This window comes from Cryobacterium lyxosi (assembly GCF_004403345.1).
In the GTDB taxonomy this organism is placed as follows: Bacteria; Actinomycetota; Actinomycetes; order Actinomycetales; family Microbacteriaceae; genus Cryobacterium; species Cryobacterium lyxosi.
Map to the genome: position 1 here is coordinate 109,456 of NZ_SOGT01000011.1, position 20,673 is coordinate 130,128.

A 20,673-nucleotide genomic window follows, 5' to 3' on the forward strand; every position below is an offset into this window, starting at 1 on the left:
ATCGTTTGCAGGTTTCTACGACTTCAGATCCGAGATGGGATCGGCTGTTTGTGGAATCTCTACAAAAGCATCCGCTATTAATTGTGCGGTCACGTCAATTTGCCAGCGCCGGGCTCCTAAAACACTGAGGGCCTGCCCGACGGATGCCGTGTCAGCCGGTTCTGGCGGCGACCACGACACCCGACGCAGGTAGTCCGGAGTGAGCAGATTCTCGAGGGGAATCTCGAGTTCATCCGTGACAGTCTGCAGCGCAGCGCGCGCCGCCCGATAGCGCACATCGGCCTCCGGATTGCGGTCGGCCCAGGCCCGCGGTGGCGGCAGGGTGTCGCTGATCGCCTTGAGCGCTGGCAGGTCGGTCGCCGTGCGACCGCGCTCAATGGCGGCCCACCAGCGTTCGAGTTCCGTGCGACTGGCACGACCACTGAACTCGCGCAGATCGGCCAGGGCCTGTCTCGTTGCCGGCAGCACGCGTGCGGCGGCGAGCAAGGAAGCGTCGGGAACGAGGCGCCCGGGGGAGACATCGACGTCACGGGCGAATTCATCACGGGCAAGCCACAATTCGCGGGCAACGGCCAGATTGCGCTGCCCGTGCAGGGAGTGGATGCCCGCCAGTCGCCGCCAGGGATCAATGCGCGCAGCCTTGGCCTCTTTGGCCAGGGTCGCGGCGAACTCCTGGTCGGCAATGTCGGTCTTATCGGACTCGACGAGCAGGTCGACCATGCGGTCGCGGAGGTCCGGCAGTAGCTCGACGTCGAGAGCGGCGTACACCAGCCACGATTCGGGCAGTGGCCGGGTCGACCAGTTCGCGGCAGAATGCTCCTTGGCGAGGTGGATTCCGAGCAGCTCTTCCACCACGGTGCCGAGCCCGACCCGCGGGATGCCGAGCAGCCGGGCGGCGAGCTCGGTATCGAAGATGTGGGCCGGGTCGAGTCCGACCTCGCGCAGGCAGGCGAGATCCTGGCTCGCGGCATGCAAAACCCACTCGGCGTCGGCGAGCGCATCGTTCAACTCGCTGAAGTTGCCGATCGGCGGCGGGTCGAACAGAAACGTGCCAGCGCCGCGACGGTAAATTTGAATCAGGTACGCGCGTTGCGAGTAGGTGAAACCGGATGCCCGTTCCGCGTCGACCCCAACCGGCCCGTTCCCGGCGGCCAGAGCGGCCGTCGCGGCAAGGTAGGCCTCGCGAGTGTCAATGACATGGTGGTGCGATTCAGCCACGGGCTGCTCGGCGTGCTGATAACATGCTGACTCCTTCCCCAGCGGGAGGGAGTCCGGCGAGCATGCATAGCAGCTCGCCCCACCCCTCGACGTGGGCGGTGAGATTGTGATTCAGGGGCGTCCACGACGCACGCAGCTCAATCTGCGCACCATCTCCCTGTTTGGCGAGTGCGCCAAAGCCTGATGAAATTATTTTAGTCGCCGTTCCGGAGGCCGCGGTGTACTTGGCCTTGCGCGAGTCGAGGGCATCGACGAGCCACGTCCAGGTGACCTCGGCCAAGAACGGGTCGAGCCCGATCTCGACCTCGAGCGGAGCGTGCGCGAAACAGACCACGCGGAAGGCGCCATTCCAGCTTTCTGGTTCCTCCGGATCGTACAGAAGGATGAATCGGCCGGTTCCCAGTTCGGAGTCGCTGCCGTGCCGCACCGGCCTGATATTGGCAGCCAAGGCGGTCGAATACGGGGCGAGTTGTGCGGGAGCGGCAATTTCGGTGACGACCAGTTCGGCTCGGCTCGTGGCACGACGAATCGCTGTCAACGCCGCAGCAAACTCCGCGGGGAGCGATTGATCTGTTTCGGGCACGTCTGCAGACTAGAGTTTTTTCTGGGTGTTGTCCGTGAGGCACGCCGATCAGTAGGAGGTGCACGTGCACGACCCACAGCCCCCAAACAGGCGTCATGATCACGTTCTGCGCGCGATTCTCGGCGGCGCCGGCATCGTCATCGCCGGCTCTGCCGTGGCCATCGTCGGTGCCGTCGGTGTACTTGCGGGGGTCATGGCGAAGACCATTGTCACACCACCCGTACCCCGTACCGATGACACCCGGGTTGTTGCAGTCGACCTGCCAAGCGGCACGATCACACTGCAACGCCATCGCGATTCCGTCCTTGCGGGTGACTACAGCTTCTTCTTCAGCTCGGGCACCGGGCATGCGCGCATCGGTGAGATTACCGCGCGCTCGGCCGCGACCGTCACCCGGCGCATCCTCACGGTGGACTACGGCGACCTCGCCGCTGCCCGCCGAGGGCGGTTCAGCGGTTGGCTGTACACCAGCCCCGCCGACCTTGGTTTCGCCTGGGCTGAGGTCATCATTCGCACTCCCGTGGGGCCGGCGCCCGCCTGGCTCGTTCCAGCGGATGCCGGCATCCGCTCGACAGGGTGGGTGATCCAGGTGCACGGCCGGGCCGTGCGCCGCGAGGAGGCTTTACGGGCCGTGCCGGTGTTTCACGCGGCCGGCTACACCTCGTTGCTCGTCTCCTACCGAAACGACGGCGATGCTCCCGCCAGCACTGATCGCCGTTACGGCCTCGGCGACACCGAATGGCCCGACGTGGACGCCGCCATCGACTACGCCGCCGCGCACGGGGCGACGAGCATCGTGCTGATGGGTTGGTCGATGGGCGGTGCCGTGGTGTTGCAGACGCTGACCCGCGGTCGACGCGCTGACCTGATCGTCGGTGTCGTGCTGGAATCGCCGGTCATCGACTGGCGAGACGTTGTTGACGCGCAGGCCACTGATCGTAAGTTGCCGAGGCTGATCGCGCGCTGCGCCGTCGTTGTGCTGGGAGCGCGCTGGGCCCGGCGCCTGACCGGACAAGACGCTCCCATTGATTTTGCCAGGCTCGACTTTGTGGAACGCGCCGGCGACGTGCACCGTCCCGTTCTCCTGTTGCACAGCGATGACGATGGTTTCGTGCCCCCGACCGGGTCGCGTCGACTCGCCGACCGACGGCCCGACATGGTGACCTTCGTTGCTTTTACCGAAGCCAGACACACGAAGCTATGGAACTACGACCCCGATCGGTGGAACGAAGAGATCGCAGCCTGGCTGGCGCAGTTGCCAACGCCTCACGCAGCGAGTCGCTCTCGCAGCTGACGTTTGGCCCGGCCAAGCATGGCGCTCATGCCTCGCAGGCGCAGCGGGGAGACGGCTTCGCTCAAGCCGATGGATTGGGGATAGTCATCGGGAACGGCGAGCACCTGCTGGGCGCTCAGGCCGTCGAGCCCCTGGGCGAGGATTGACGCAAACCCCCGCGTGGTCGGGGACTCGCGCGGAGCAGTGGCGTGCAGGTGGAAGGCACCGTCGGCATCCAGGTCGACGAAAATAAAAACCGGCGATTGGCATTCGACGACGCGCTCGAGCAGGTCGGGGTGGTCCTGAAAATTTTTCGGAAGTTCCGGCAGGTCATTGGCGAACTCGAGCAGCAAGAGCAGACGGTCCTTCTGCTCGAGTGCCAGAAAGTCCTCCCGAATCTCCGCCAGCAGGTCTGCGCTCATGGGCGCGGTGCCGGTGCGGTACCCGGCGCCGTACCGACCGCGATCGGCACGGCGACGGCGTTGCCCCACTCGGTCCAGGAACCGTCGTAGTTGCGCACATTCTCGAAGCCGAGCAGGTAGGTCAGCACAAACCAGGTGTGACTCGACCGCTCACCGATGCGGCAATAGGCGATCACGTCGTCGCCGTCGGACAGGCCTGCTTTCCCGCGGTAGATGTCGTCCAGCTCGGTGCGGGTGCGAAAAGTGGAGTCGGCGTCCGCGGCGAGGGCCCACGGAACAGACGCTGCCGTAGGAATGTGGCCGCCGCGCAGGGCTCCCTCCTCAGGGTAGGCGGGCATCGTCGTGCGTACGCCGCTGTACTCCTCGTCGGAGCGCACATCAATGAGCGGGTTACCAAAATGGGCGAGCACGTCGTTCTTGAAGGCACGAATCGGGGCGTCGTTGCGCGAGACCACCGGGTATTCCGTGGGGGTGACGGAGGTCGCATCCGTTGTCATCTCGCGCGCCTCGGCGAGCCATTTCGTGCGTCCACCGTCGAGCAGGCGAACGTCGTCGTGGCCGAACAGGGTGAACACCCAGAGGGCGTAGGCGGCCCACCAGTTGCTCTTGTCGCCGTAGATGACCACAGTGCTGTCGCGGGTGATGCCCTTGCTGCTCATGAGGGCGGCGAATGCGGCGCCCTCGATGTAGTCGCGGTTGACCTTGTCGTTGAGGTCTGTATGCCAATCGATTTTCACTGAGCCGGGGATGTGTCCCACTTCGTACAGCAAGACGTCTTCGTCGGATTCGACCACGACCAGTCCGGCGTCATCGCGGTGTTCGGCCAGCCAGTCGGTGGAAACCAGCTTGGAAGGGTGGGCATAGGTGGCAAACTTCTCGGTTGGATCGAACGGGGCAGACATGTAACCTCCAGTGGGCAGCGGATGCATACGGATTTGGGTTGACCGCGGATTAGGCTTATCTGGTCCACCCCATAAATCTACGCGGTGCCGGCACACAGCGCATTTGCACACACCGCGCATTCGCAGCACGATGAACGAGAACGGGCGTTTCAGCATGGCTCCAGAGGCCCACGAGAAGGCGCACCACACGGTTCCGCAACTGGCCGACCGAACTCCGAGCATCACGGGCCGGGAAATAGTGGCCGAACTGGTGCCGCCTCCCCAGTTTGAACACGCCTCGTTCGAGAACTACCGGCCGGATCACGATTACCCGTCCCAGGTCGCGGCCGTTGAAAAGCTGCAGGAATTCGTGAACCCCCGGCCGGCCGGATTCTTTTCCCGCCGCCGACAGGCGAAGGACGACCTGCCGGGCATCTACCTCGATGGTGGGTTCGGTGTCGGCAAGACGCACCTGCTCGCAGCGCTCTGGCATGCCGCGACCGGCCCGAAATACTTTGGCACCTTCATCGAGTACACCGCCCTCGTGGGCGCCCTCGGCTATCAGGAGACCATCAAGGAGCTGCGTAGCGCGAAACTCATCTGCATCGACGAGTTCGAGCTCGACGATCCGGGTGACACCATGGTGATGACCCGGCTGCTCGGCGAACTCGTCGCCACCGGCACCCGCGTCGCCGCCACGTCGAACACCCCGCCCAACTCGCTCGGCGAGGGCCGATTTGCCGCGCAGGACTTTCTCCGCGAGATCTCGGCGATGAGCGCCAACTTCGAGACCCTGCGCATCGACGGTCTCGACTACCGTCGCCGCAACGTCACTGGTCAGGCCGTGGCGGTTGAGCCTGAGGCACGTGAACACCTCGTCAACACCCTGCTGGAGCGTGGTTCGAAGGTCACCGAGGATGACTTCGGTTCCCTGATTCGTCACCTGGGCACCGTGCATCCATCCAAATACATCAAGGTCATCCGTGGCGTCGAGGTTATTGCTCTGCGGGGCGTCTTTCTCCTGACCGATCAGTCGGACGCCCTGCGTCTGGTCGCGTTCATTGACCGCGTCTATGACGCTGAGATTCCGATCGTCGCCAGTGGGCGTCCGCTCAATGAGGTCTTCGACGACGAGATGATGGCGGGCGGGTATCGCAAGAAATACCAGCGGTCGCAGTCTCGCATGGTCGCCCTCACTACGGGAGAGTTGCCGCCGCACACTGACTGACCCTGAAATCTGGCGTTAACAATTCCCCAGCGCCCGTAACCGCAACGAAACACGTCGGAACGTTTGTTGTAACAGTCACCTCAGATACTGGACTCGTATCCGAGGTGGATCGCCTCGTGCTACGCCCTGCATATTTGAGACGCGTGACGACAATTCTATGGAAACCGGAAGCATTGCCTGGGGGCTGACCGCCACCGCGCTCGTGTTGTTCATGACACCGGGTGTCGCCTTCTTCTATGGCGGGCTGGTCAAGGCTAAAAGCGTCATCAGCATGATGATGATGAGCTTTGGTGCACTGGGCCTCATCAGCGTCCTGTGGATTCTGTACGGCTACAACATGAGCGCCGTGAACGGTCCCACCGAATTCGCCGGCAATCCGTTCTCCGACTTCGGCCTGGGCAATCTCGCCATGGGAGAGACGGGTAGCATCGACCTGCTCGGTGCCACGTACGGTGCCACATTCGCCATCATCACCGTCGCGCTCATCAGCGGGGCCGTTGCCGACCGGGCGAAGTTCGGATCCTGGATGATCTTCGCGGGTATCTGGGCGACCCTCGTCTACTTTCCGGTCGCAGCCTGGGTCTGGGGCGGCGGCTGGATCATGAAGCTCGGTGAAACGTTGGGCCTGCCGAGCGTCATCGATTATGCCGGTGGTACCGCGGTGCACATCAATGCCGGTGCCGCAGCTCTCGCGCTTGCCCTGGTCCTCGGCAAGCGCGTCGGGTTTCAGAAGGGCATCACCAAACCGCACAACGTACCGCTCGTGCTCATCGGCGCCTCGATTCTCTGGTTCGGCTGGTTCGGTTTCAACGCCGGTGCTGAATGGCTCAATGGCCTCGCCAATGTCGGCATCATCGTGATCAACACCCTGGGCGCCACGGCAGCGGCCATCCTCGCCTGGATGCTCGTGGAGAAATTCAAGGACGGCAAAGCCACCTCGGTGGGAGCCGCATCGGGCGCTGTTGCCGGCCTCGTCGCCATCACCCCGGCGTGCGCCAACCTGGAACCGGGTTGGGCGCTCCTGCTCGGCGGGCTCTCCGGTGCCGTTTGCGCCCTCGCCGTTGAACTCAAGTTCAAGCTCGGCTTCGATGACTCGCTCGACGTCGTCGGCATCCACCTCGTCGGTGGCATCATCGGCACCCTGTACCTCGGTTTTTTCGCCATCAACACCGGACTCTTCACCGGCGGCGACCTCGGTCAGCTCGCGGTGCAGGCCATTGCAGGCTTTTCGGTTCTCGTCTACTCCTTCATCGTCGCGTACCTGCTCGGCCTCGCGATCGAGAAGACCATCGGCTTCCGCATCAAGAACGAAGACGAACTGGCCGGAATCGACACGAGCGTGCACGGCGAAGAGGGTTACGCCCTCGAGCGTGTCTAGCTTCTGACTTCGTCAGTGTGAACGGTCTGCCTGGCATGGGGCGGCACGGAATACGGGTTGACCCGCTTCCGTGCCGCCCTTCGTGCGTTGCGCGCTTCGTTGGTCCGCGCACTGTTCGTGCGAAGCACATTGGTGCGGGGCAGAGTTCGTGCGAGGCAGAGCTGGTGCGGGCTGTGTTTCTGCGAGCGAGCGGATACCGGTGGTTCAGCCGCGAACGCAGGTTCCCGATGATACCGGGGAGCTCAGACCGGGTGCCTGGCTGATAACCGGCTGCACTTCTTCCAGCGCGAGGGCATAGCCGACGTTCTCGGTGTTGGACGCCTTGGCAAAAATAACGCCGACCACCAGGCCGGATTCGCTCAGGAGAGGTCCGCCCGATTCGCCCTGCTGCACGTCCGAAGCCACGGTATACACCTGGCGGGGCGTCGGGTCCTGCCCATAAATGTCGGCGACGCTGATGGTGCCGATCGAGATGACCTGTGCCGGATCGGAGACATACGGCCCTCCGAAGGGATACCCGTCGGCGGCCGCGCCGCTGCCCGCCGGGAGATTTGCGCCGACGGTCAGGGGTGCAGCATCAAGGCCGGGCACCGAAATGATGGCGAGGTCATCGACCGGGTCGAAGTACACGATTTCGCCGGCCATCGTTTCGCCGGCCGGCGTTTGCACGACGGGCTGGCCCACGCCAGCGACGACGTGCGCGTTTGTGACGACGCGGCCGTCAGAGACGACGAAGCCGCTGCCGGACTGGCTCTGCCCGCAGGCGTAGGCCGTTCCGGTGATGCGTACGACCGACTGCGCCGCCACGGCCAGTGCCGGGCTGCTCGTGTCGGCTTCGGCGGCATCCGGTGCCGGTCCCGCGAATGCGTCGACGATGCGCGGCAGACCCTGCTGCACGGCCAATGAGCGCAGCTCGGCCATGAACGCCTTGACCGGGTCGGGGGTGAGAGAGTCAATTCCTGAGACGACGGTGGAGGAGGCGATGGCGGGGGACAGGAACGGGATCCCCAGGGCGCCGATGCTGAATGCGACCATCGACGCGACGAGGGCCGAGGCGACAGCGGCAAACGCTGATCCCAACACGCGGTTGAGGGTGCCGAGCGGGGAACGCCGTTTCTGGCTACCGGACATGCCACCCACCGACACACCGATCGAATGGCCGATGAGGACGAGCAGAATCGCCACGGCGATCGTGGCCGGAGTGCGCCATTCGGCCGCCGGCACCCAGGCACCCACGATGGGCACGATGAAGAAGGCGGCTATCCCGCCGAGCACGGCTCCGACGATGCCGGTGAGGCTTTGCAACAGTCCGCTGCGGTAACCATTGACGAGGGCTACAAACAGGATGAGAACGAGAAAGAGGTCGAGAACGGTCGAACCCGGCATTCGTCTCCTCATCTGTGGTTCGTGTGGTGCAGCGCGACGATTTTGTCTTCTTTATGTTTACACAGGCCGCCTCCGCGATTGCTGAGCGGAACCGCCTCCCTGCATGCATTCCCGGGTGATCAACATGCGCAGGGGGTGCCCAGCGAGTACCGTGAGGCAGATCGAGAAAGGATTCGTATGGCGAACGCTGAGGCACATCCCATTTCCGCGATAGCACCGCCCCTGGCCGGAAGGGCCGCGGCGAGCCAGCGCTGGTCGCATGTGGTGTTTCTGCACTGGCGAGTGGATGCTGCTCTGGTCGCGCCGTTGTTGCCGAAAGGCCTCGTCCCCGACGAACACGACGGGTCGAGCTGGGTCGGCCTGATTCCATTTGTGCTCGATCGCGCCACCATTCTCGGGAGCCCGCCGATTCCGTACTTCGGCACCTTCGTCGAAGTGAATGTTCGACTCTATGCAGTCGACTCCGAGGGCCGTCGCGGTGTCGTGTTTGTATCACTGGAGGCCGGTCGCCTCGCGGCCGTGCTGGCTGCCCGCGCACTGTTCTCGTTGCCCTACATCTGGTCGCGCACCCGACTCACGATTGATTCCGGCCAGTACCGGTATAACTCGACGCGACACGGAAACCATGCCAAGCGCTCAGAGATCGTGGCGCGACCAGGTGCCGGTGCTGTCGTTGATGATCCGCTGGCAGATTTTCTCACCGCACGATGGGCGTTGTTCACCAATATCCGTGGGCGGACCGTGTATTTACGCAACCATCACGAGCCGTGGCCCTTGTTCGGGGCCGAGCTGGTCAGTCTCGATGACACGCTCTTGGCCGCGGCTGGTTTTGCCGGCCTCACCGATCGCGCGCCCGATTCTGTGCTTTATTCACCCGGCGTTACGACCTGGTTCGGCCGGGGAAAGTGACGACGCCAGCACTCAGAAAAATCTGGAAAAATGATCGTCACAGACAAATCCACAAGAGGAGCAATACACCATGGGATTTCTTGACTTTCTGCTGGGCCGCAAGGAGCAATCACCCACGGACAACAGGTCAAACCGTTCGACCGGCGCCCCCACGCGCAGCGAGGATGAGATCGCGGTCGAGCGCTACCAGTACCTGCTGCGCACGGCACCACCCGAAACCATCGAACAGGTGCACAGCGAAGCGTTCTCAAAATTGACTGACGAGCAGCGCAACATTCTCTTTCGCCAACTCACCGAGAACGTCGAACCGAGCGAACGCCCGGCGGACGCCGCACCGGCCACGCTCGCCCAAGCCGCGACCCGGGCTGAATTGCGTCAGCCTGGAACGCTGACGCGCTCGTTTGGAAGCCAGAACGGACAGAACGGAATGGGCTTCGGCGGCATGATGGGCAGCTCACTGCTTGGCACCGTTGCCGGATTCGTCATTGGTTCGGCACTGGTCAGCGCCTTTATGCCGATGGATGGCGGCGGTACGGATGCCGGCGCAGACGCCAACACCGAAACCAACGCGGACTCCGCGAGCGATGCGGGCGGCGACTCCGGCGGAGATTTCGGTGGCGATTTTGGTGGCGGCGACTTCGGCTTCTGAGCCTGTTAGCTTCTGGGCCTGTGAGCTTCTGGGCCTGTGAGCTTCTGGCCCTGTTAGTGGATAGCGGCTATGGCCTCGCCGATCGGCACGTCGCCGTCGGCGAATTCAATGAACGCGCCCACGGTATTGTCGTCGGCCAGCACGGCCGCCGCAACGAGCGCCACGTTCTCGCGTGAGGTGTCACCAGTCGCTTTCGAGCCCACATTGATGGAGCCCGTCGCGGCGGCCAGGGTCAACGTGCTCGGTCCGAGAATGGTCCAGTTCAACGAGGTGGCGCGCAGATAGTCATCGGCGGCAGCCTTGGCCTCATAGTAGGCAAACATGCCGTTGTCGGGTGAGGCTCCGTGATCGGCACGTGATCCCAGATACGACACCATCACGTAACGGTTGATGCCGGCTTGAGCGGCGGCATCCATCGAGCGGATGGCCGCGTCCCGGTCCACCGCGTACGTGCGCTCTGCGCTTCCTCCGCCGGCGCCGGCGGACCAGACCACCGCATCATGCCCAGCGAGCGCTTTGGTCATCTCATCCACCGACAGGTGCTCGACATCCGCTACGAGCGGCGTTGCACCGGTCGCCGTGACGTCGTCGACGTGTTCGGGGTTGCGGATGAGCGAGGAGACGTCGTGTCCCGCAGTCGTGAGCAAACGGGCCAGGTGGAGGGCAACTTTTCCGTGTCCACCGATGATCGCTATTTTTGTCATGCATTCAGCCTCCCACGATTGACTGAAAGCGAGTCCTAGATTCGAACAAAGCCGAGCAGCCGGGCGCTCAGGGCAACGCAGACCACTTGCGCGACGATGAAAACGGCCACCCAGAAAATACCCGGAAGGTGGGTGAGTCTCGTCAATTGGTCGGCGTCCGACGAGGAGCCGCCCCGACGCGACCGGGATTGCTGCAGTTCGAAAGACGTGCGCAGCGAGCCGAAAAGGAGAACCAGGGTGACCAACAGCGCGAACACACCCTGCACCTGGGGCGACCCAAACCAGGAGACACTGAACACGACGGCGCCGGTGACGGCAACCGACCAGAGCCCGAACCAGTTGCGGATCTGTATGAGCAGCAATGCCAGCAGCACGAGAAGTGCCCATAGGAGGCCCACGTCGTAGCCCAAACTGAGTAACCAGGCCGCGCCGAGGCCGAGCAGCGCTGCGGCCGGGTAGCCGGCCAGCAGGGTGAAGATCATGCCGGGGCCGGTCGGGCGTCCTCGACTCACGGTGAGCCCGGAAGTGTCCGAATGCAAGCGGATGCCGCCCAATCGCCGCCCGCTCAGCACGGCGACGATACCGTGCCCGCCCTCGTGCACGATCGTGATGACGTGTCGCGCCAGGCGCCACATCGGAGGAAAGACCACGATCACAGCAGCTGCTGCCACGGTTAGCCAGGCAATGAGCGGTTCCAGCATGGCATGTGGTGTCGTTATGCGTTGCCAGATGTCGAGGAGTACGTCCATGTCCCTCAGACTAGGTTGCCCCGACCGCGCGAGGCGGTGAACAAGAAAAAACCCCCGGTGAACGGGGGTTTTCTTGGTGGGCGATGCGGGACTTGAACCCACGACCTCTTCCGTGTGAAGGAAGCGCGCTACCAGCTGCGCCAATCGCCCAAGTGCTTTTCGCACGACAGCCAAGGCTTGTCGTGCGACTTTTGATACTAGCCCAGTCTGGCGCGCCGCCGCACATCGAGACCGCACCGGGAGTGGCGCGCGTGCCGTGCGCGGCCACCAGATAGGTCTCGGCAGGCCGTCGCGCCGACCGACGCAACACGCCGTAAACAGCTCGGTTTGGTTTCCGTCTTGCTATTCGGCTAGAGTCTCCAAGTACGCAGAAATGCGGACAGTTGCGGATGTGGCGCAGTGGTAGCGCATCACCTTGCCAAGGTGAGGGTCGCGAGTTCGAATCTCGTCATCCGCTCGAATGAACTGGAATCGGTCGAAAGACCGGTTCCAATTCGTTTGGTATGAACCCATATGGTGTGAACCCACATGGTGGATTGGCCGAGAGGCGAGGCAGCGGCCTGCAAAGCCGTTAACACGGGTTCGAATCCCGTATCCACCTCCATTCTTTGTGCACGTCCTGAAGAATAGGTAGTTCCCAGAATCTTGGGCGATTGGCGCAGCGGTAGCGCGCTTCCCTGACACGGAAGAGGTCACTGGTTCGATCCCAGTATCGCCCACAGTAAAAGCCCCGGTCAAACGGGGTTTTTTTGTGCCCAAAACAGACCGTGCAATATACGTGCAATATCGTTTCACGCGAGCAGACCCCCCGAACGGTGCGGCGGGCTCAACTCGGGCGTGTCGCGGGCGTGATCTGCCGACAAGCGGATGCCCTACGCGGTAGGTGGGTCATCGGCAGGTGCTCCAATCTGAGTACCCGGTGACCGGGTGAGCGCCGACGAATGATTCATCGGGCGACCAGTAGTCGGCAGGTTCAGGATCGGCAGACGGCTCGGGGGCAGGTGAGTAGTTACTACTCACCTTGAGGTCGTCTCGAATTGACGACTGGCTCACGCCCACTATCGGTGCGATGGCCCGAGTGCTCATCCCTTGCTCGTGCAGTTCAGCCACGAGCGCCTGCCGAGTGTCCCGCTCCAACCGCATCGGGGTTTCACCCAGTACGTCCGCGAGGGTGCGTTATACACGCGTACCCTGTGGCTGGCGCGACGATGCCCGCTCACGCACGAGCGCGGGAATGTCGAGGGATTGCTCCCCGAACACAAATAGTGCCCCCGTCGGCCTGGGGGAGGCGACGAGGGCACTAGGGGTTGAGCTTATACGCACGAGCGGGGCAGTCGGGCACGCAAAAACCCCCCGGCATCCGGTCAGGATATCGAGGGGCAGTTGCGGCGCTGGCAGATCATAACTTGGAAGGGGGCTCGCGTTCATCCATCCTGCACGTCCTTACGTGCGATGAGGTTCACGCCGTGCACGAGGGTCAGTGCCAGGCTCGGTCGGCCTTCTTGCGTGCCAACACTTCCGGGTCGCGCACTTCGCCAGTGGTGACAAGTAACCGCGCCGCCTGAATGGTCCCCAGCAGTCCGTAGATTCCGCTCGGATGTCTCTCGTGGCGCCAGTACGTCAAGTACTCCACCCGCCACGCTGCGAACGCCTCAACAGGCGGCTCAGGCCATTCTGAGAGGTCAAAACGTGTCATCTTCACCGGATGGTCAGACATAACGTTGCGACGCTTACGAACGACCATAGGGTGCCTCCCGGTCGAGTGCTTCCAGTGCTTCGATGCAGGCATCAATCATGGACGGTGCGACGGCCAGCGATGCCGGCCAGTTGTTGCGGTGGTAGCTCGTGGCCGCATCCAACGAGCCGAACGCCTCAACGTTGCAGTCGTCTGCCCATTTCATGAGCTCGTCACCCCAAGCTTTCGCGGAAACGCCCGCGCCAGGAATAAACGCTGCCAGGTGCCCGGGCCGACTGACCGACTGGCGGGACTTTCGCCGCACGACCATCAGCGGCGACCCTTGCCGTAAACGCCGCGAACGCCGCGACTGGCGGGGAGGTCGTCGCCCTCGAGCGCGGGGATGCCGAGTGACACGAGCAGCCGGGCAAGGGTCAGACGTTGCTGTCGAGCCTCGGCGATTGCGGGGTGTAGCCGGCTGCCCTGGCTACTTTCGATCATGAGGCCTTCCGTGGCAACGGCCGCGTCGAGCTGCACGATACGGTCACGGGTTCGGCATCCTTCCTCGAGCATTGCCAGCTCGTGGTGGGCCCAGTCAAACTCGGTTGTGGCAACGTCCCAAAGCTTTCTGCCCGAACTATTGAGGCCACGCGGGACAGCCAGTTTCGAGCCAGTTTCGGGGGGTTTCGTTTCATTCATTTCGGGGTCCTAATTGGGATTGAGGCGTCAAAGGGGCTCTTTGTTTCGCCTGGTGTGAGAGATATGTGCCTAGTCGCCCAGTGGCGCAAGAGGGGTACCCCCGGGGTATAGGCCCCATTGCCTCGCGCGCGTGAGAAAGGTTTGGAATTCATACAGACTGTCAGGCCCTATGTCGCCCGTTCATCTGTTTGGGCGCTTGGGGTTATAGGCCCCATGCCGATCTCTTATCTCTGTGGAAAAAAAACCGGGGGGAGATAGGCACTGTGCCGCCCGGGGGCCGTGGTTGCTGGGGCAAGGGATATAGAGCCATGCCTGCCGCTCTGTTGGCACCGCGGGTGGGGCCGGCTCGTCGTGTGAACCGGCCCCGTGTTGCGGGCCTACTTGCGGGGCAGTAGATCGTTCTCGGTTTGCCCTGCTGGTAGCGGCGCGATTGCGGTGATGGGTCGCCCGTCGCTTAGTCGCGGCATCATGCGCAGTTCCATCTTCCGCCCCTGCACGTCCCGCTGCTTCGAGCGTTCAATGCCGATGGGTACGAGCCTGGTGTTGATCGTGCCGTCGGCATTGCGGGGCAGGTATGGGTATGTCCCATCAGGGCCGGGGTCGGTGATGTCGTGCGCCATTACTTCACCTGTTCGAGGTAAGCGATGGCCGCTTCGATGTCGTCAATGTCGGGCTCGATGTACGCGGTGACCGTGATGTTTGCGCTGGCCTCGACTGCCTTGTGCTGGTTCGAGTCGATGAAATCGCTAAAGGGCTGGGGACGATAGGCGAGGTCGGCGTTGGTGTGTGGCTCGCGGCCGAGGAGGTGCGCTGCGGATTGTGCATCTGACCGTGCGAGGCGACGTGCCGAGATCGTGCCGAGGTAGCCGACGAATTCAGAATAGGCACCGTTGAGATCGCCGGTGACTGCTGCTGCGACGGCTGCCTCATAGCGTACGGTTCCAGTCGCTTGTAGTTCTTCCTCCATTGCCCGTGCGGCGTCGTAGGACTTCTGTGCCCGTGCGGCCCGTGCCTGCTGAATGACCGAGGCTTGGCGCTCCTGCTCGATCCGCTCTTGCGCTTCAATTGCAGCGAGGGCGGCGTGTAGTTCGTCGGCGGTGGCGGGGGTGGTGTTCTTTACGGCGGCCATGTTAGTTGTCCTTCTGGTTAAGTTCGGCGAATGCTGCTTTTGCGGTGTCGGCATAGCCGGCGCTCATGAGCGTGTGGGCGCTAAGCGTGAGCCCGGCCTTGAGTGCCTGCTCGATCTGCTCGCGTTCCTTGACGACCTTCTCGGTGTAGGTCTTGGCGATGGAGGTGACGCGGCGATTCTTGCGAATGGTTTCGGGGTCTTCGCCGAGGCCCTCGAGGTTGATGATGTCCATGCTGTTACTCCTTGATTTCTTGGTCTTGCTCGGTGGGATGAAACGTTGTGGCGTGCTCGGCCATGACCTTGATACGCAGTGAGGCGTGCTCGATTTCGGGGTCGATGTACACGAGCCAGCCTTCGAGGGTGAGGGATGCCAGCGCCCGCAGTGAGTGCCGGTTGAGGTACTTGGTCGAGGCGTGGTAGCTCTCGACACGCTCTCTGGTCTCGGTGCGGGGGTAGTGGAGCCAGTTGGGCCGCTGGGTTGGGTCGTCGTGCAGTCCGAGCGCTATGAGGGTTACGAGGGGGCCGTGGTCTGCGGGCCAGCCCCGCGAGCTTGTGGTGATGCTCAAGAGGGCACCTCGAGGGCTTGCAAGCGGGCCTCGATGGACTGTGCCCAGGGGATCATGAGCAGCGCGAGGCGTTCGTACTTGAGGCCGGTCGGCTTGCCCTCGGCGTCGTAGTCGACGAGCCAGTGGAGGCCGAGCGCGTGCACGTCTTCGGCAATGAGGCCGAGCTCCGTTTCTGCCTGATCTCCCAGGTTGTCCACGGCGTCGATATAGCGGAATGTGACGAGCTGTAGCGCGGTGAGTAGTGCCGGGTCGAGCGTTGCCGGCGTGATGTCCTGTTTGAACTGGCGAGACGAGGGCACATAGCCCATCGTGCCGTCTACGTGGACATACTGGGCCTTGTAGCCGCCGCCATAGGTTAGGAGCTTGGTATAGACACCCGTTGAGGACACTCCGGTGGGGAATGTTCCGGTGGTGCCGGAAACTGCGCCAGTTGACGCGACAGCGGGCGGGGCTGCGACGAGTGACTGAATCGCCGCGGTCGTCATCGAGTTGGCCGAGATTGAGGTCTGCACTGTCGTGTCGATATTGACGAGGGTCGCGTCTACGCGGGCGGAGAGCTCGCTGACAGTGGCGATGGTCGCGTTTGCCAGGTCGAGGGTGTCATTCGCCTTCTTGATGACAGGGGCGAACGACTGAGCGATACTCGGGCCGAGCTCGCGCACGAACCGCTCGAGGTCTGCCACGCGCCTCACCTGTGTGTCTTCGCTTGCGGGCATTGCTGAGCCGATTGAGCCGGGGTTGGCCATGTCATTTCTCCTTGGTGAGTGATTTATCGTGCGTTGATTTGTTGTTGATGCGGTAGCGCTTGCCTGCCCAAACTCCACCTAGTGGCCGGTCGAGCTCGGCATAGGTGGCACACCCGTCGTACAGCGGGCACGCTCGGCAGATCGGCGCGAGTTCGCCTATTGCCTGGTCGTCGTCGGTGAACCGGGTGTCTTGTTGGCACGCCGGATCGCTTGAGGTCATAGCGACCTGTAGCCGGGTGTAAGCGTCCGTGGCGCGGCTCACGATGCGATCCGCTCGGCGTCGTGCTCGGTGTTCCGTTTCCCACAGATACCCGCGAGTTTCGAGGCCGGGGCGAGCAGGGGAGCGGCGCAGACTCGGCAGGTATCCAGAACTGTACAGGTGACGGGGGCAGGTGGTACCTCAGGTACCAACTCGGCGGGTGTTGCATTTGCAACACGTTCGGCCTCGTCGTTACCGGGGTTACCGGAGTTACCGAGTTCGGTAACAACAGGGGCGGGCAGGTAGCGCTCGAATGCGTCGAACAAGTGGTGTGTCTGGTACCCCTTCACTGAGACACCGTTGATCTTGAATGTGTTGTTGGTGGTGATGTCGTATTTGCCGAGCACCTTGGCGAGGAACCGCGAGTCGATCGGTTCGCCCTTAATGTTTGCCCACGGTGCCGTTTCCATGCCGTGGAGGCCCGCGAGCAATTCCACGGTGCTGATCCGGTCAGCGTCACCCATCACGAGACGGATATCGGCGAGCAGTTTGATACCGAGCGTGGCGGGCTTCTTCTGAGACTCCGCGACCATGAGCACAGCGGCATCACGAGCAGTGATCGGCCAGTGACCGCCTGCGGCATCCGCGATGGCTAGGATCGGCTCCCAGATATCCGCGTCCCTGTCTTCGATCCCCTCGGGGAGTTCCGGCCAAGCATCCGCAACCTGAGTGCGTATCTGTTCGGTCCAAACCGCAAGGGAGCTAGTTAGGTCAACGGCTTCCGGCTGATTTACTCGGCGGCGGTACGGTTCCACGATCTGCCCGCGGGCTCGGCGCTTCATGTGCACGACGATCGAGCGAGTCATGAGAGTGTCCGGTAACTGGTTGAGTCCAGCGAGAGCCACGGCGCAGTAAGACGGCCATTCCTCGGTAATGATCTCCTTACCGCGAATCGCAGCGCGGCCGGCAGTGGCGCCCTTCCGATATCCAGAGTTCAGCAGGCCCCGTAGGTCTTCGTTTCCGTCACTCTTACCTCCACTGAATACAGCGTCGATTTCATCCATGAGCAGAGTGGGGAGTCCTGCCTCGTCGCTGATCTTTCGGAAGACGTAAGCAACAGTGGAGTTGACCGACAGGACAGGGCGGGGTGTGAGAGCTTCTGTGAGCTCCATGCAGCGGCTCTTACCACTCCCTGGTTCCGGAGAGAGGAAAGCGAGACGCGGGGTGTTCTCGAAGGCGTCCACGAGGTGCGCGTGAGCAATCCAGAGAGTGTGAGCTACAGATGACTCGGGGGAGGGGTAGGCAATGAACCGTTCGAGAAACGTCTGGATCTCGTTTAGAAGGTGTTCGCCGGTCACCCCCGTTTTGTCCCGGGAATCGGTAACCTCGGTAACTCCGGTACCCGGGGCGGCTGTCTGCCATGTTTCCGCGCTCACTTGGCGCCGCCTGAGTAGATCTCGTGGCGGGTTTTCTCGAGCTCACGATATGAAGGGCCGATATGTATCGGCTTACGCGGATTGAATGCGGCGACATAATACCGATCAGCCGAAGAATTCGCTTGGTCCCGCTCTTGCTCGGCGCGGGTCAGCTCGGGGAGCAGCGAGGCGAGGGCGAGCCGGTGACCGTGCAGCACGTAACCCTGTAGGGCGGGCGTGAATGCGTCGAGGGTGATCTCGTCGGCCACAAGTCGCGCGAGCTCGGCGGCGAGACGGGTCTCGACGGTGGCGCCGATCAGTGCCGCGGGTTCTGCCGTGGTCGGGGCGGTGGGCTGTACGCTGAAAGCATTCGAGCTGCCCGCGAGAATTTGAGCCGGTCCCATTGCCAGGGGCCGGTTTCTCTCTGCCACCTACGCGGTGTACGCGAGCGAGCGGCCGAGGGTGTCGAGACTTGCCGTGCTCACGCGAATGAGTCGGGGTCCGACTCGCTGGGCGTCGATAAGGCCCTGAGTGATCCAGCGGCGAATGGTTTTCGTGCTGCACTGGTAGTGCTCGGCTGCATCCCGAATGGTGACCCATTGTGGGGTCTCTTGGGTATTGCTGGGGCGTGCTTTAGGGTTGGACAAGATCGTTCCTCTCGAAGGGTTTCGGTCAGCCCCCGGTTCGAGTTGGCGCTCGGTCGGGGGCGTTTCACATTCGGTCTGAATCTCACGAAACATTCCTTGCGTTCGACACCCCTCGGGGATACCTATAGTTTGCATGGGACATCTGATCGAATAGAACGACAGGGCGGGTCAGGAGGGGCGGTAGCGACTTGCTATACCTCAATGAACGCCCGAAACGTTGCCGGGAGTTCTCCATTTGTCGTCATGCGTAGCCGAATGTCGGGAAACGTCTGTGGATGTCTATGAGCCTCTATGGAATGTCGCGAAACCATCGCAAGCCGTCGTCATCGGTAAGGAATTGACGTCATGTGTCGACAATTCTGAGCTGATCTCGTGCACAACATTTTTTTGAAAAAGTTTCTGCGCTTGGGCGTGTCGCGGTACGCAAAACGCCCCGAACCGCACGAATGCGGCCGGAGCGTCTTCGAATTATGGTTACGCGGTGAGCGCGTCCATCCGGTCAGCCATGCTACGCAGCCATGCGGGGAATGCCTCGTAGGTGTCGGCGGCGGCCCTGAACTCCGCGGCCGTCATCTCACCGGTTCCCTCAAAACTGATATCTCCAGTGAACGTGCCCAGACGATCAGAGATGGAGCCGAGCACAGTGCGCCCGTCGAAGCTGTCATTCACGGCCTCGTGCGACCAGTCGGATTCGGGCAGTATATGTTCATGGCCCTCACCCGTGCATTCGGCGTACTTGCACGGTGTGTTTTGCGCTGCGGTCCATAGTCTCTCGAGCTCGATGCGTGAAGCGTCGTTCATGTTGGTTCCAACATTGGCTACAGTGTTCATGATTCGTTTCTCCTTGCTTGGTGTTGCGGATCTTGCCCTCGAGTTGTTGGATCAGCTCGGGGGCACTTTCTAACCACTCCCTGGTGGCTAAATCTCTGCTAGCTCGCTCATGCGTCGGGCTAGTTCAGCGTCACGGCCTGCCGTGTGTTGGTAGCGCATTGCAGCGGCCACTGTCGAGTGCCCTAGCCGCTCCTGTAGCTCTTTGAGAGTTGCGCCCGCGAGTGCCGCCCTGGTGGCTCCGTAGTGGCGTAGAGCGTGCCATGGCATGTCGCTCCGTCCCGCGGCTTTGCGTGCCGGATACCAGTGCTTTGCGAATGTGCTTTGAGCTAGGTGGGTCGTGCCGTCCGTCGCCGGGTAGAGCAGCGACTCGGGGCCGGGTCGAACATCTGCGTTCAGGTGGTCGACCACGATTCCGACAACATGCGGCGGGAGCGTGATCGATCGCACGCCAGCCTCACTCTTCGTTTTGCCGACTATGAAGCCCTCACCCGTCGTCTTGGTCACGGCCCGCGAGACTTTCACGGTAATGCTCGCGACGGTGCGGCCCTCCTTGGTCAGAATGAGATCCTTGCGCCGAAGCTCGGTGAGTTCGCCGAAGCGGCATCCACCCCATGCGGCAATGATGACGGCTGCGCGGTAGCGCGGCGTGATGGCGTCGAGGATCTTCTGCAGCTCGGCCGGCGTCGGCGGCTCGACCTTGCGGCCTGTCTTCGCATTTTGGGCGCCGCGAACGATGCAGGGGTTAGCGGTGATACGCCCGTCTTCGACAGCGGTATTCAGCACCGCTTTGAGAAACCCATACGCTCGGGCGGCTTGCGTTCTGGTGCCGCCCTCGAGCTGATCGGCGTTCCATGAGCGGATCATCTCGGAAGTGATCGAGTTCAAGCGCTCGCCGGAGAGTGGCGCTAGTGCGGTGCGCAGGAGGCGGGCGTACTCGACGCGGGTTCTCGGCCGCAGGTGTTCGCCGTGGCTGTTCATGCGGGTGCCGAGCCATTCCGTGGCGTAAGTCTCGAGGGTTTCGGCTCGGCCCCCCTTGGCGGCATCCGCTCGGCTGGTGTCCATCGGGCTCCACTGCCCGGTGTGAAGCTTGGCCTGTTGAATCGAGAGCCAGCCGCGCGCGTCGGTCTTGTTGTCGAAGGTCTGTGGAGCGTTGTACCGCTTGCCGTCCGGTCCGGTGTAACTCGCCTGGATGCGACCGGAGGGAAGAATACGGAATGCACCGAACGATTCCCGCGTCTTTCGCGCAGGGGTAACTGTTTTCTTGACCATGCCGGATTCTCCCCATTTCGTGCAATATCGTGCAATATCGCAAGTGACTTCATGTCTACTTGTATCTAACAGTGACACTAACGTATTGCACGCGAAATCCCCGAGAATACGGTCTAA

At 62.6% G+C, this 20,673-nt stretch carries 26 protein-coding genes and 4 tRNA genes; 8 read left to right on the plus strand and 22 right to left on the minus strand.

Annotated features, from left to right (window positions below):
• Positions 1-15: 15 nt before the first annotated feature.
• Together E3T27_RS08545 and E3T27_RS08550 are read right to left on the minus strand one after the other, a co-directional pair.
• Positions 16-1,218 carry an HRDC domain-containing protein gene (locus E3T27_RS08545; protein WP_174722199.1) on the minus strand — a complete coding sequence of 401 codons (1,203 nt, stop codon included), beginning with the start codon at positions 1,216-1,218 and terminating at the stop codon, positions 16-18.
• Positions 1,211-1,801 carry a DUF3000 domain-containing protein gene (locus tag E3T27_RS08550; RefSeq protein WP_134572258.1) on the minus strand — a complete coding sequence of 197 codons (591 nt, stop codon included), beginning with the start codon at positions 1,799-1,801 and terminating at the stop codon, positions 1,211-1,213. The genes E3T27_RS08545 and E3T27_RS08550 overlap by 8 nt, the downstream gene beginning before the upstream one ends.
• A gap of 64 nt (positions 1,802-1,865) precedes the next feature.
• Between E3T27_RS08550 and E3T27_RS08555 the strand changes: the two genes are divergently transcribed.
• Entirely contained in the window at positions 1,866-3,095 is a 1,230-nt protein-coding gene (locus E3T27_RS08555; protein WP_134572259.1) for an alpha/beta hydrolase family protein, read from the plus strand.
• Here the strand turns inward: E3T27_RS08555 and E3T27_RS08560 are convergent.
• Positions 3,068-3,496 carry a SufE family protein gene (locus E3T27_RS08560; RefSeq protein WP_104198102.1) on the minus strand — a complete coding sequence of 143 codons (429 nt, stop codon included), beginning with the start codon at positions 3,494-3,496 and terminating at the stop codon, positions 3,068-3,070. The two genes, E3T27_RS08555 and E3T27_RS08560, sit on opposite strands and share 28 nt — an antisense overlap.
• Positions 3,493-4,398, minus strand: a complete 906-nt coding sequence (locus tag E3T27_RS08565; RefSeq protein ID WP_104197894.1) for a sulfurtransferase — start codon at positions 4,396-4,398, stop codon at positions 3,493-3,495. The genes E3T27_RS08560 and E3T27_RS08565 overlap by 4 nt, the downstream gene beginning before the upstream one ends.
• Before the next feature lie 154 nt (positions 4,399-4,552).
• Here E3T27_RS08565 and zapE point away from each other — a divergent pair, with 154 nt between their 5' ends.
• Together zapE and E3T27_RS08575 are read left to right on the plus strand one after the other, a co-directional pair.
• Positions 4,553-5,605, plus strand: a complete 1,053-nt coding sequence (zapE, locus tag E3T27_RS08570) for a cell division protein ZapE (RefSeq protein WP_104198103.1) — start codon at positions 4,553-4,555, stop codon at positions 5,603-5,605.
• A 157-nt stretch (positions 5,606-5,762) separates the two neighbouring features.
• A complete protein-coding gene (locus tag E3T27_RS08575) occupies positions 5,763-6,983 on the plus strand; it encodes an ammonium transporter (RefSeq protein ID WP_104197895.1) in 1,221 nt (406 codons plus the stop codon).
• A 204-nt stretch (positions 6,984-7,187) separates the two neighbouring features.
• Here E3T27_RS08575 and E3T27_RS08580 read toward each other — a convergent pair whose 3' ends face one another.
• Positions 7,188-8,369 carry a MarP family serine protease gene (locus tag E3T27_RS08580; RefSeq protein ID WP_104197896.1) on the minus strand — a complete coding sequence of 394 codons (1,182 nt, stop codon included), beginning with the start codon at positions 8,367-8,369 and terminating at the stop codon, positions 7,188-7,190.
• 177 nt (positions 8,370-8,546) lie between these two features.
• On the opposite strand from E3T27_RS08580, the gene E3T27_RS08585 reads away from it, so the two are divergent.
• Positions 8,547-9,278, plus strand: coding sequence for a YqjF family protein (locus E3T27_RS08585; protein ID WP_104197897.1), 732 nt, complete (start codon positions 8,547-8,549; stop codon positions 9,276-9,278).
• 70 nt (positions 9,279-9,348) lie between these two features.
• Complete coding sequence (locus tag E3T27_RS08590) at positions 9,349-9,927, plus strand: hypothetical protein (protein WP_134572260.1); 579 nt, start codon at positions 9,349-9,351, stop codon at positions 9,925-9,927.
• Between the two features lie 53 nt (positions 9,928-9,980).
• Here E3T27_RS08590 and E3T27_RS08595 read toward each other — a convergent pair whose 3' ends face one another.
• From E3T27_RS08595 to E3T27_RS08605, 3 genes are all read right to left on the minus strand, one after another.
• Positions 9,981-10,631 carry an SDR family oxidoreductase gene (locus E3T27_RS08595; protein ID WP_134572261.1) on the minus strand — a complete coding sequence of 217 codons (651 nt, stop codon included), beginning with the start codon at positions 10,629-10,631 and terminating at the stop codon, positions 9,981-9,983.
• Positions 10,632-10,666: 35 nt separating this feature from the next.
• The gene (locus E3T27_RS08600; protein WP_134572262.1) at positions 10,667-11,380 is read right to left on the minus strand and encodes a M50 family metallopeptidase; all 714 of its coding nucleotides are present in this window, start codon (positions 11,378-11,380) and stop codon (positions 10,667-10,669) included.
• Positions 11,381-11,454: 74 nt separating this feature from the next.
• Positions 11,455-11,530, minus strand: a tRNA-Val gene (locus tag E3T27_RS08605).
• A 235-nt stretch (positions 11,531-11,765) separates the two neighbouring features.
• On the opposite strand from E3T27_RS08605, the gene E3T27_RS08610 reads away from it, so the two are divergent.
• The 3 genes from E3T27_RS08610 to E3T27_RS08620 all read left to right on the plus strand — a co-directional run bounded on the left by E3T27_RS08610 (position 11,766) and on the right by E3T27_RS08620 (position 12,099).
• Positions 11,766-11,837: transfer RNA gene (locus tag E3T27_RS08610), tRNA-Gly, on the plus strand.
• 73 nt (positions 11,838-11,910) lie between these two features.
• Positions 11,911-11,984: transfer RNA gene (locus tag E3T27_RS08615), tRNA-Cys, on the plus strand.
• Between the two features lie 43 nt (positions 11,985-12,027).
• Positions 12,028-12,099: transfer RNA gene (locus tag E3T27_RS08620), tRNA-Val, on the plus strand.
• A gap of 758 nt (positions 12,100-12,857) precedes the next feature.
• On the opposite strand, the gene E3T27_RS08625 is transcribed toward E3T27_RS08620, so the two are convergent.
• The 14 genes from E3T27_RS08625 to E3T27_RS08685 form a co-directional block, all read right to left on the minus strand.
• On the minus strand, positions 12,858-13,124 hold the full coding sequence (locus tag E3T27_RS08625; RefSeq protein WP_134572263.1) for a hypothetical protein: 267 nt from the start codon (positions 13,122-13,124) through the stop codon (positions 12,858-12,860).
• Positions 13,111-13,281, minus strand: a complete 171-nt coding sequence (locus tag E3T27_RS16535) for a hypothetical protein (RefSeq protein ID WP_166786157.1) — start codon at positions 13,279-13,281, stop codon at positions 13,111-13,113. Before E3T27_RS16535 ends, E3T27_RS08625 begins: the two co-directional genes overlap by 14 nt.
• A gap of 104 nt (positions 13,282-13,385) precedes the next feature.
• Positions 13,386-13,754 carry a P27 family phage terminase small subunit gene (locus E3T27_RS08630; RefSeq protein ID WP_198416513.1) on the minus strand — a complete coding sequence of 123 codons (369 nt, stop codon included), beginning with the start codon at positions 13,752-13,754 and terminating at the stop codon, positions 13,386-13,388.
• Positions 13,755-14,131: 377 nt separating this feature from the next.
• A complete protein-coding gene (locus E3T27_RS08635; protein WP_134572264.1) occupies positions 14,132-14,374 on the minus strand; it encodes a hypothetical protein in 243 nt (80 codons plus the stop codon).
• Positions 14,374-14,883 (minus strand): hypothetical protein, encoded by a 510-nt coding sequence (locus tag E3T27_RS08640; RefSeq protein WP_134572265.1) that lies wholly within the window; start codon positions 14,881-14,883, stop codon positions 14,374-14,376. The genes E3T27_RS08635 and E3T27_RS08640 overlap by 1 nt, the downstream gene beginning before the upstream one ends.
• 1 nt (position 14,884) lies before the next feature.
• On the minus strand, positions 14,885-15,115 hold the full coding sequence (locus E3T27_RS08645) for a hypothetical protein (RefSeq protein ID WP_134572266.1): 231 nt from the start codon (positions 15,113-15,115) through the stop codon (positions 14,885-14,887).
• Positions 15,116-15,119: 4 nt separating this feature from the next.
• Positions 15,120-15,449 (minus strand): hypothetical protein, encoded by a 330-nt coding sequence (locus tag E3T27_RS08650; RefSeq protein WP_134572267.1) that lies wholly within the window; start codon positions 15,447-15,449, stop codon positions 15,120-15,122.
• A complete protein-coding gene (locus E3T27_RS08655; protein ID WP_166786158.1) occupies positions 15,446-16,132 on the minus strand; it encodes a tail fiber domain-containing protein in 687 nt (228 codons plus the stop codon). Before E3T27_RS08655 ends, E3T27_RS08650 begins: the two co-directional genes overlap by 4 nt.
• A 64-nt stretch (positions 16,133-16,196) precedes the next feature.
• Positions 16,197-16,457 (minus strand): hypothetical protein, encoded by a 261-nt coding sequence (locus E3T27_RS08660; protein WP_134572269.1) that lies wholly within the window; start codon positions 16,455-16,457, stop codon positions 16,197-16,199.
• Positions 16,454-17,830, minus strand: a complete 1,377-nt coding sequence (locus tag E3T27_RS08665; RefSeq protein ID WP_241992183.1) for a DUF3631 domain-containing protein — start codon at positions 17,828-17,830, stop codon at positions 16,454-16,456. Before E3T27_RS08665 ends, E3T27_RS08660 begins: the two co-directional genes overlap by 4 nt.
• Positions 17,827-18,240: a hypothetical protein gene (locus E3T27_RS08670; protein ID WP_134572270.1), complete on the minus strand. Its 414-nt coding sequence runs from the start codon at positions 18,238-18,240 to the stop codon at positions 17,827-17,829. Before E3T27_RS08670 ends, E3T27_RS08665 begins: the two co-directional genes overlap by 4 nt.
• Positions 18,241-18,456, minus strand: a complete 216-nt coding sequence (locus E3T27_RS16540; RefSeq protein WP_166786159.1) for a helix-turn-helix domain-containing protein — start codon at positions 18,454-18,456, stop codon at positions 18,241-18,243.
• Positions 18,457-18,930: 474 nt separating this feature from the next.
• Positions 18,931-19,287: a hypothetical protein gene (locus tag E3T27_RS08680; protein ID WP_134572272.1), complete on the minus strand. Its 357-nt coding sequence runs from the start codon at positions 19,285-19,287 to the stop codon at positions 18,931-18,933.
• Positions 19,288-19,374: 87 nt separating this feature from the next.
• Positions 19,375-20,556: a tyrosine-type recombinase/integrase gene (locus E3T27_RS08685; protein ID WP_134572273.1), complete on the minus strand. Its 1,182-nt coding sequence runs from the start codon at positions 20,554-20,556 to the stop codon at positions 19,375-19,377.
• Positions 20,557-20,673: the final 117 nt, after the last annotated feature.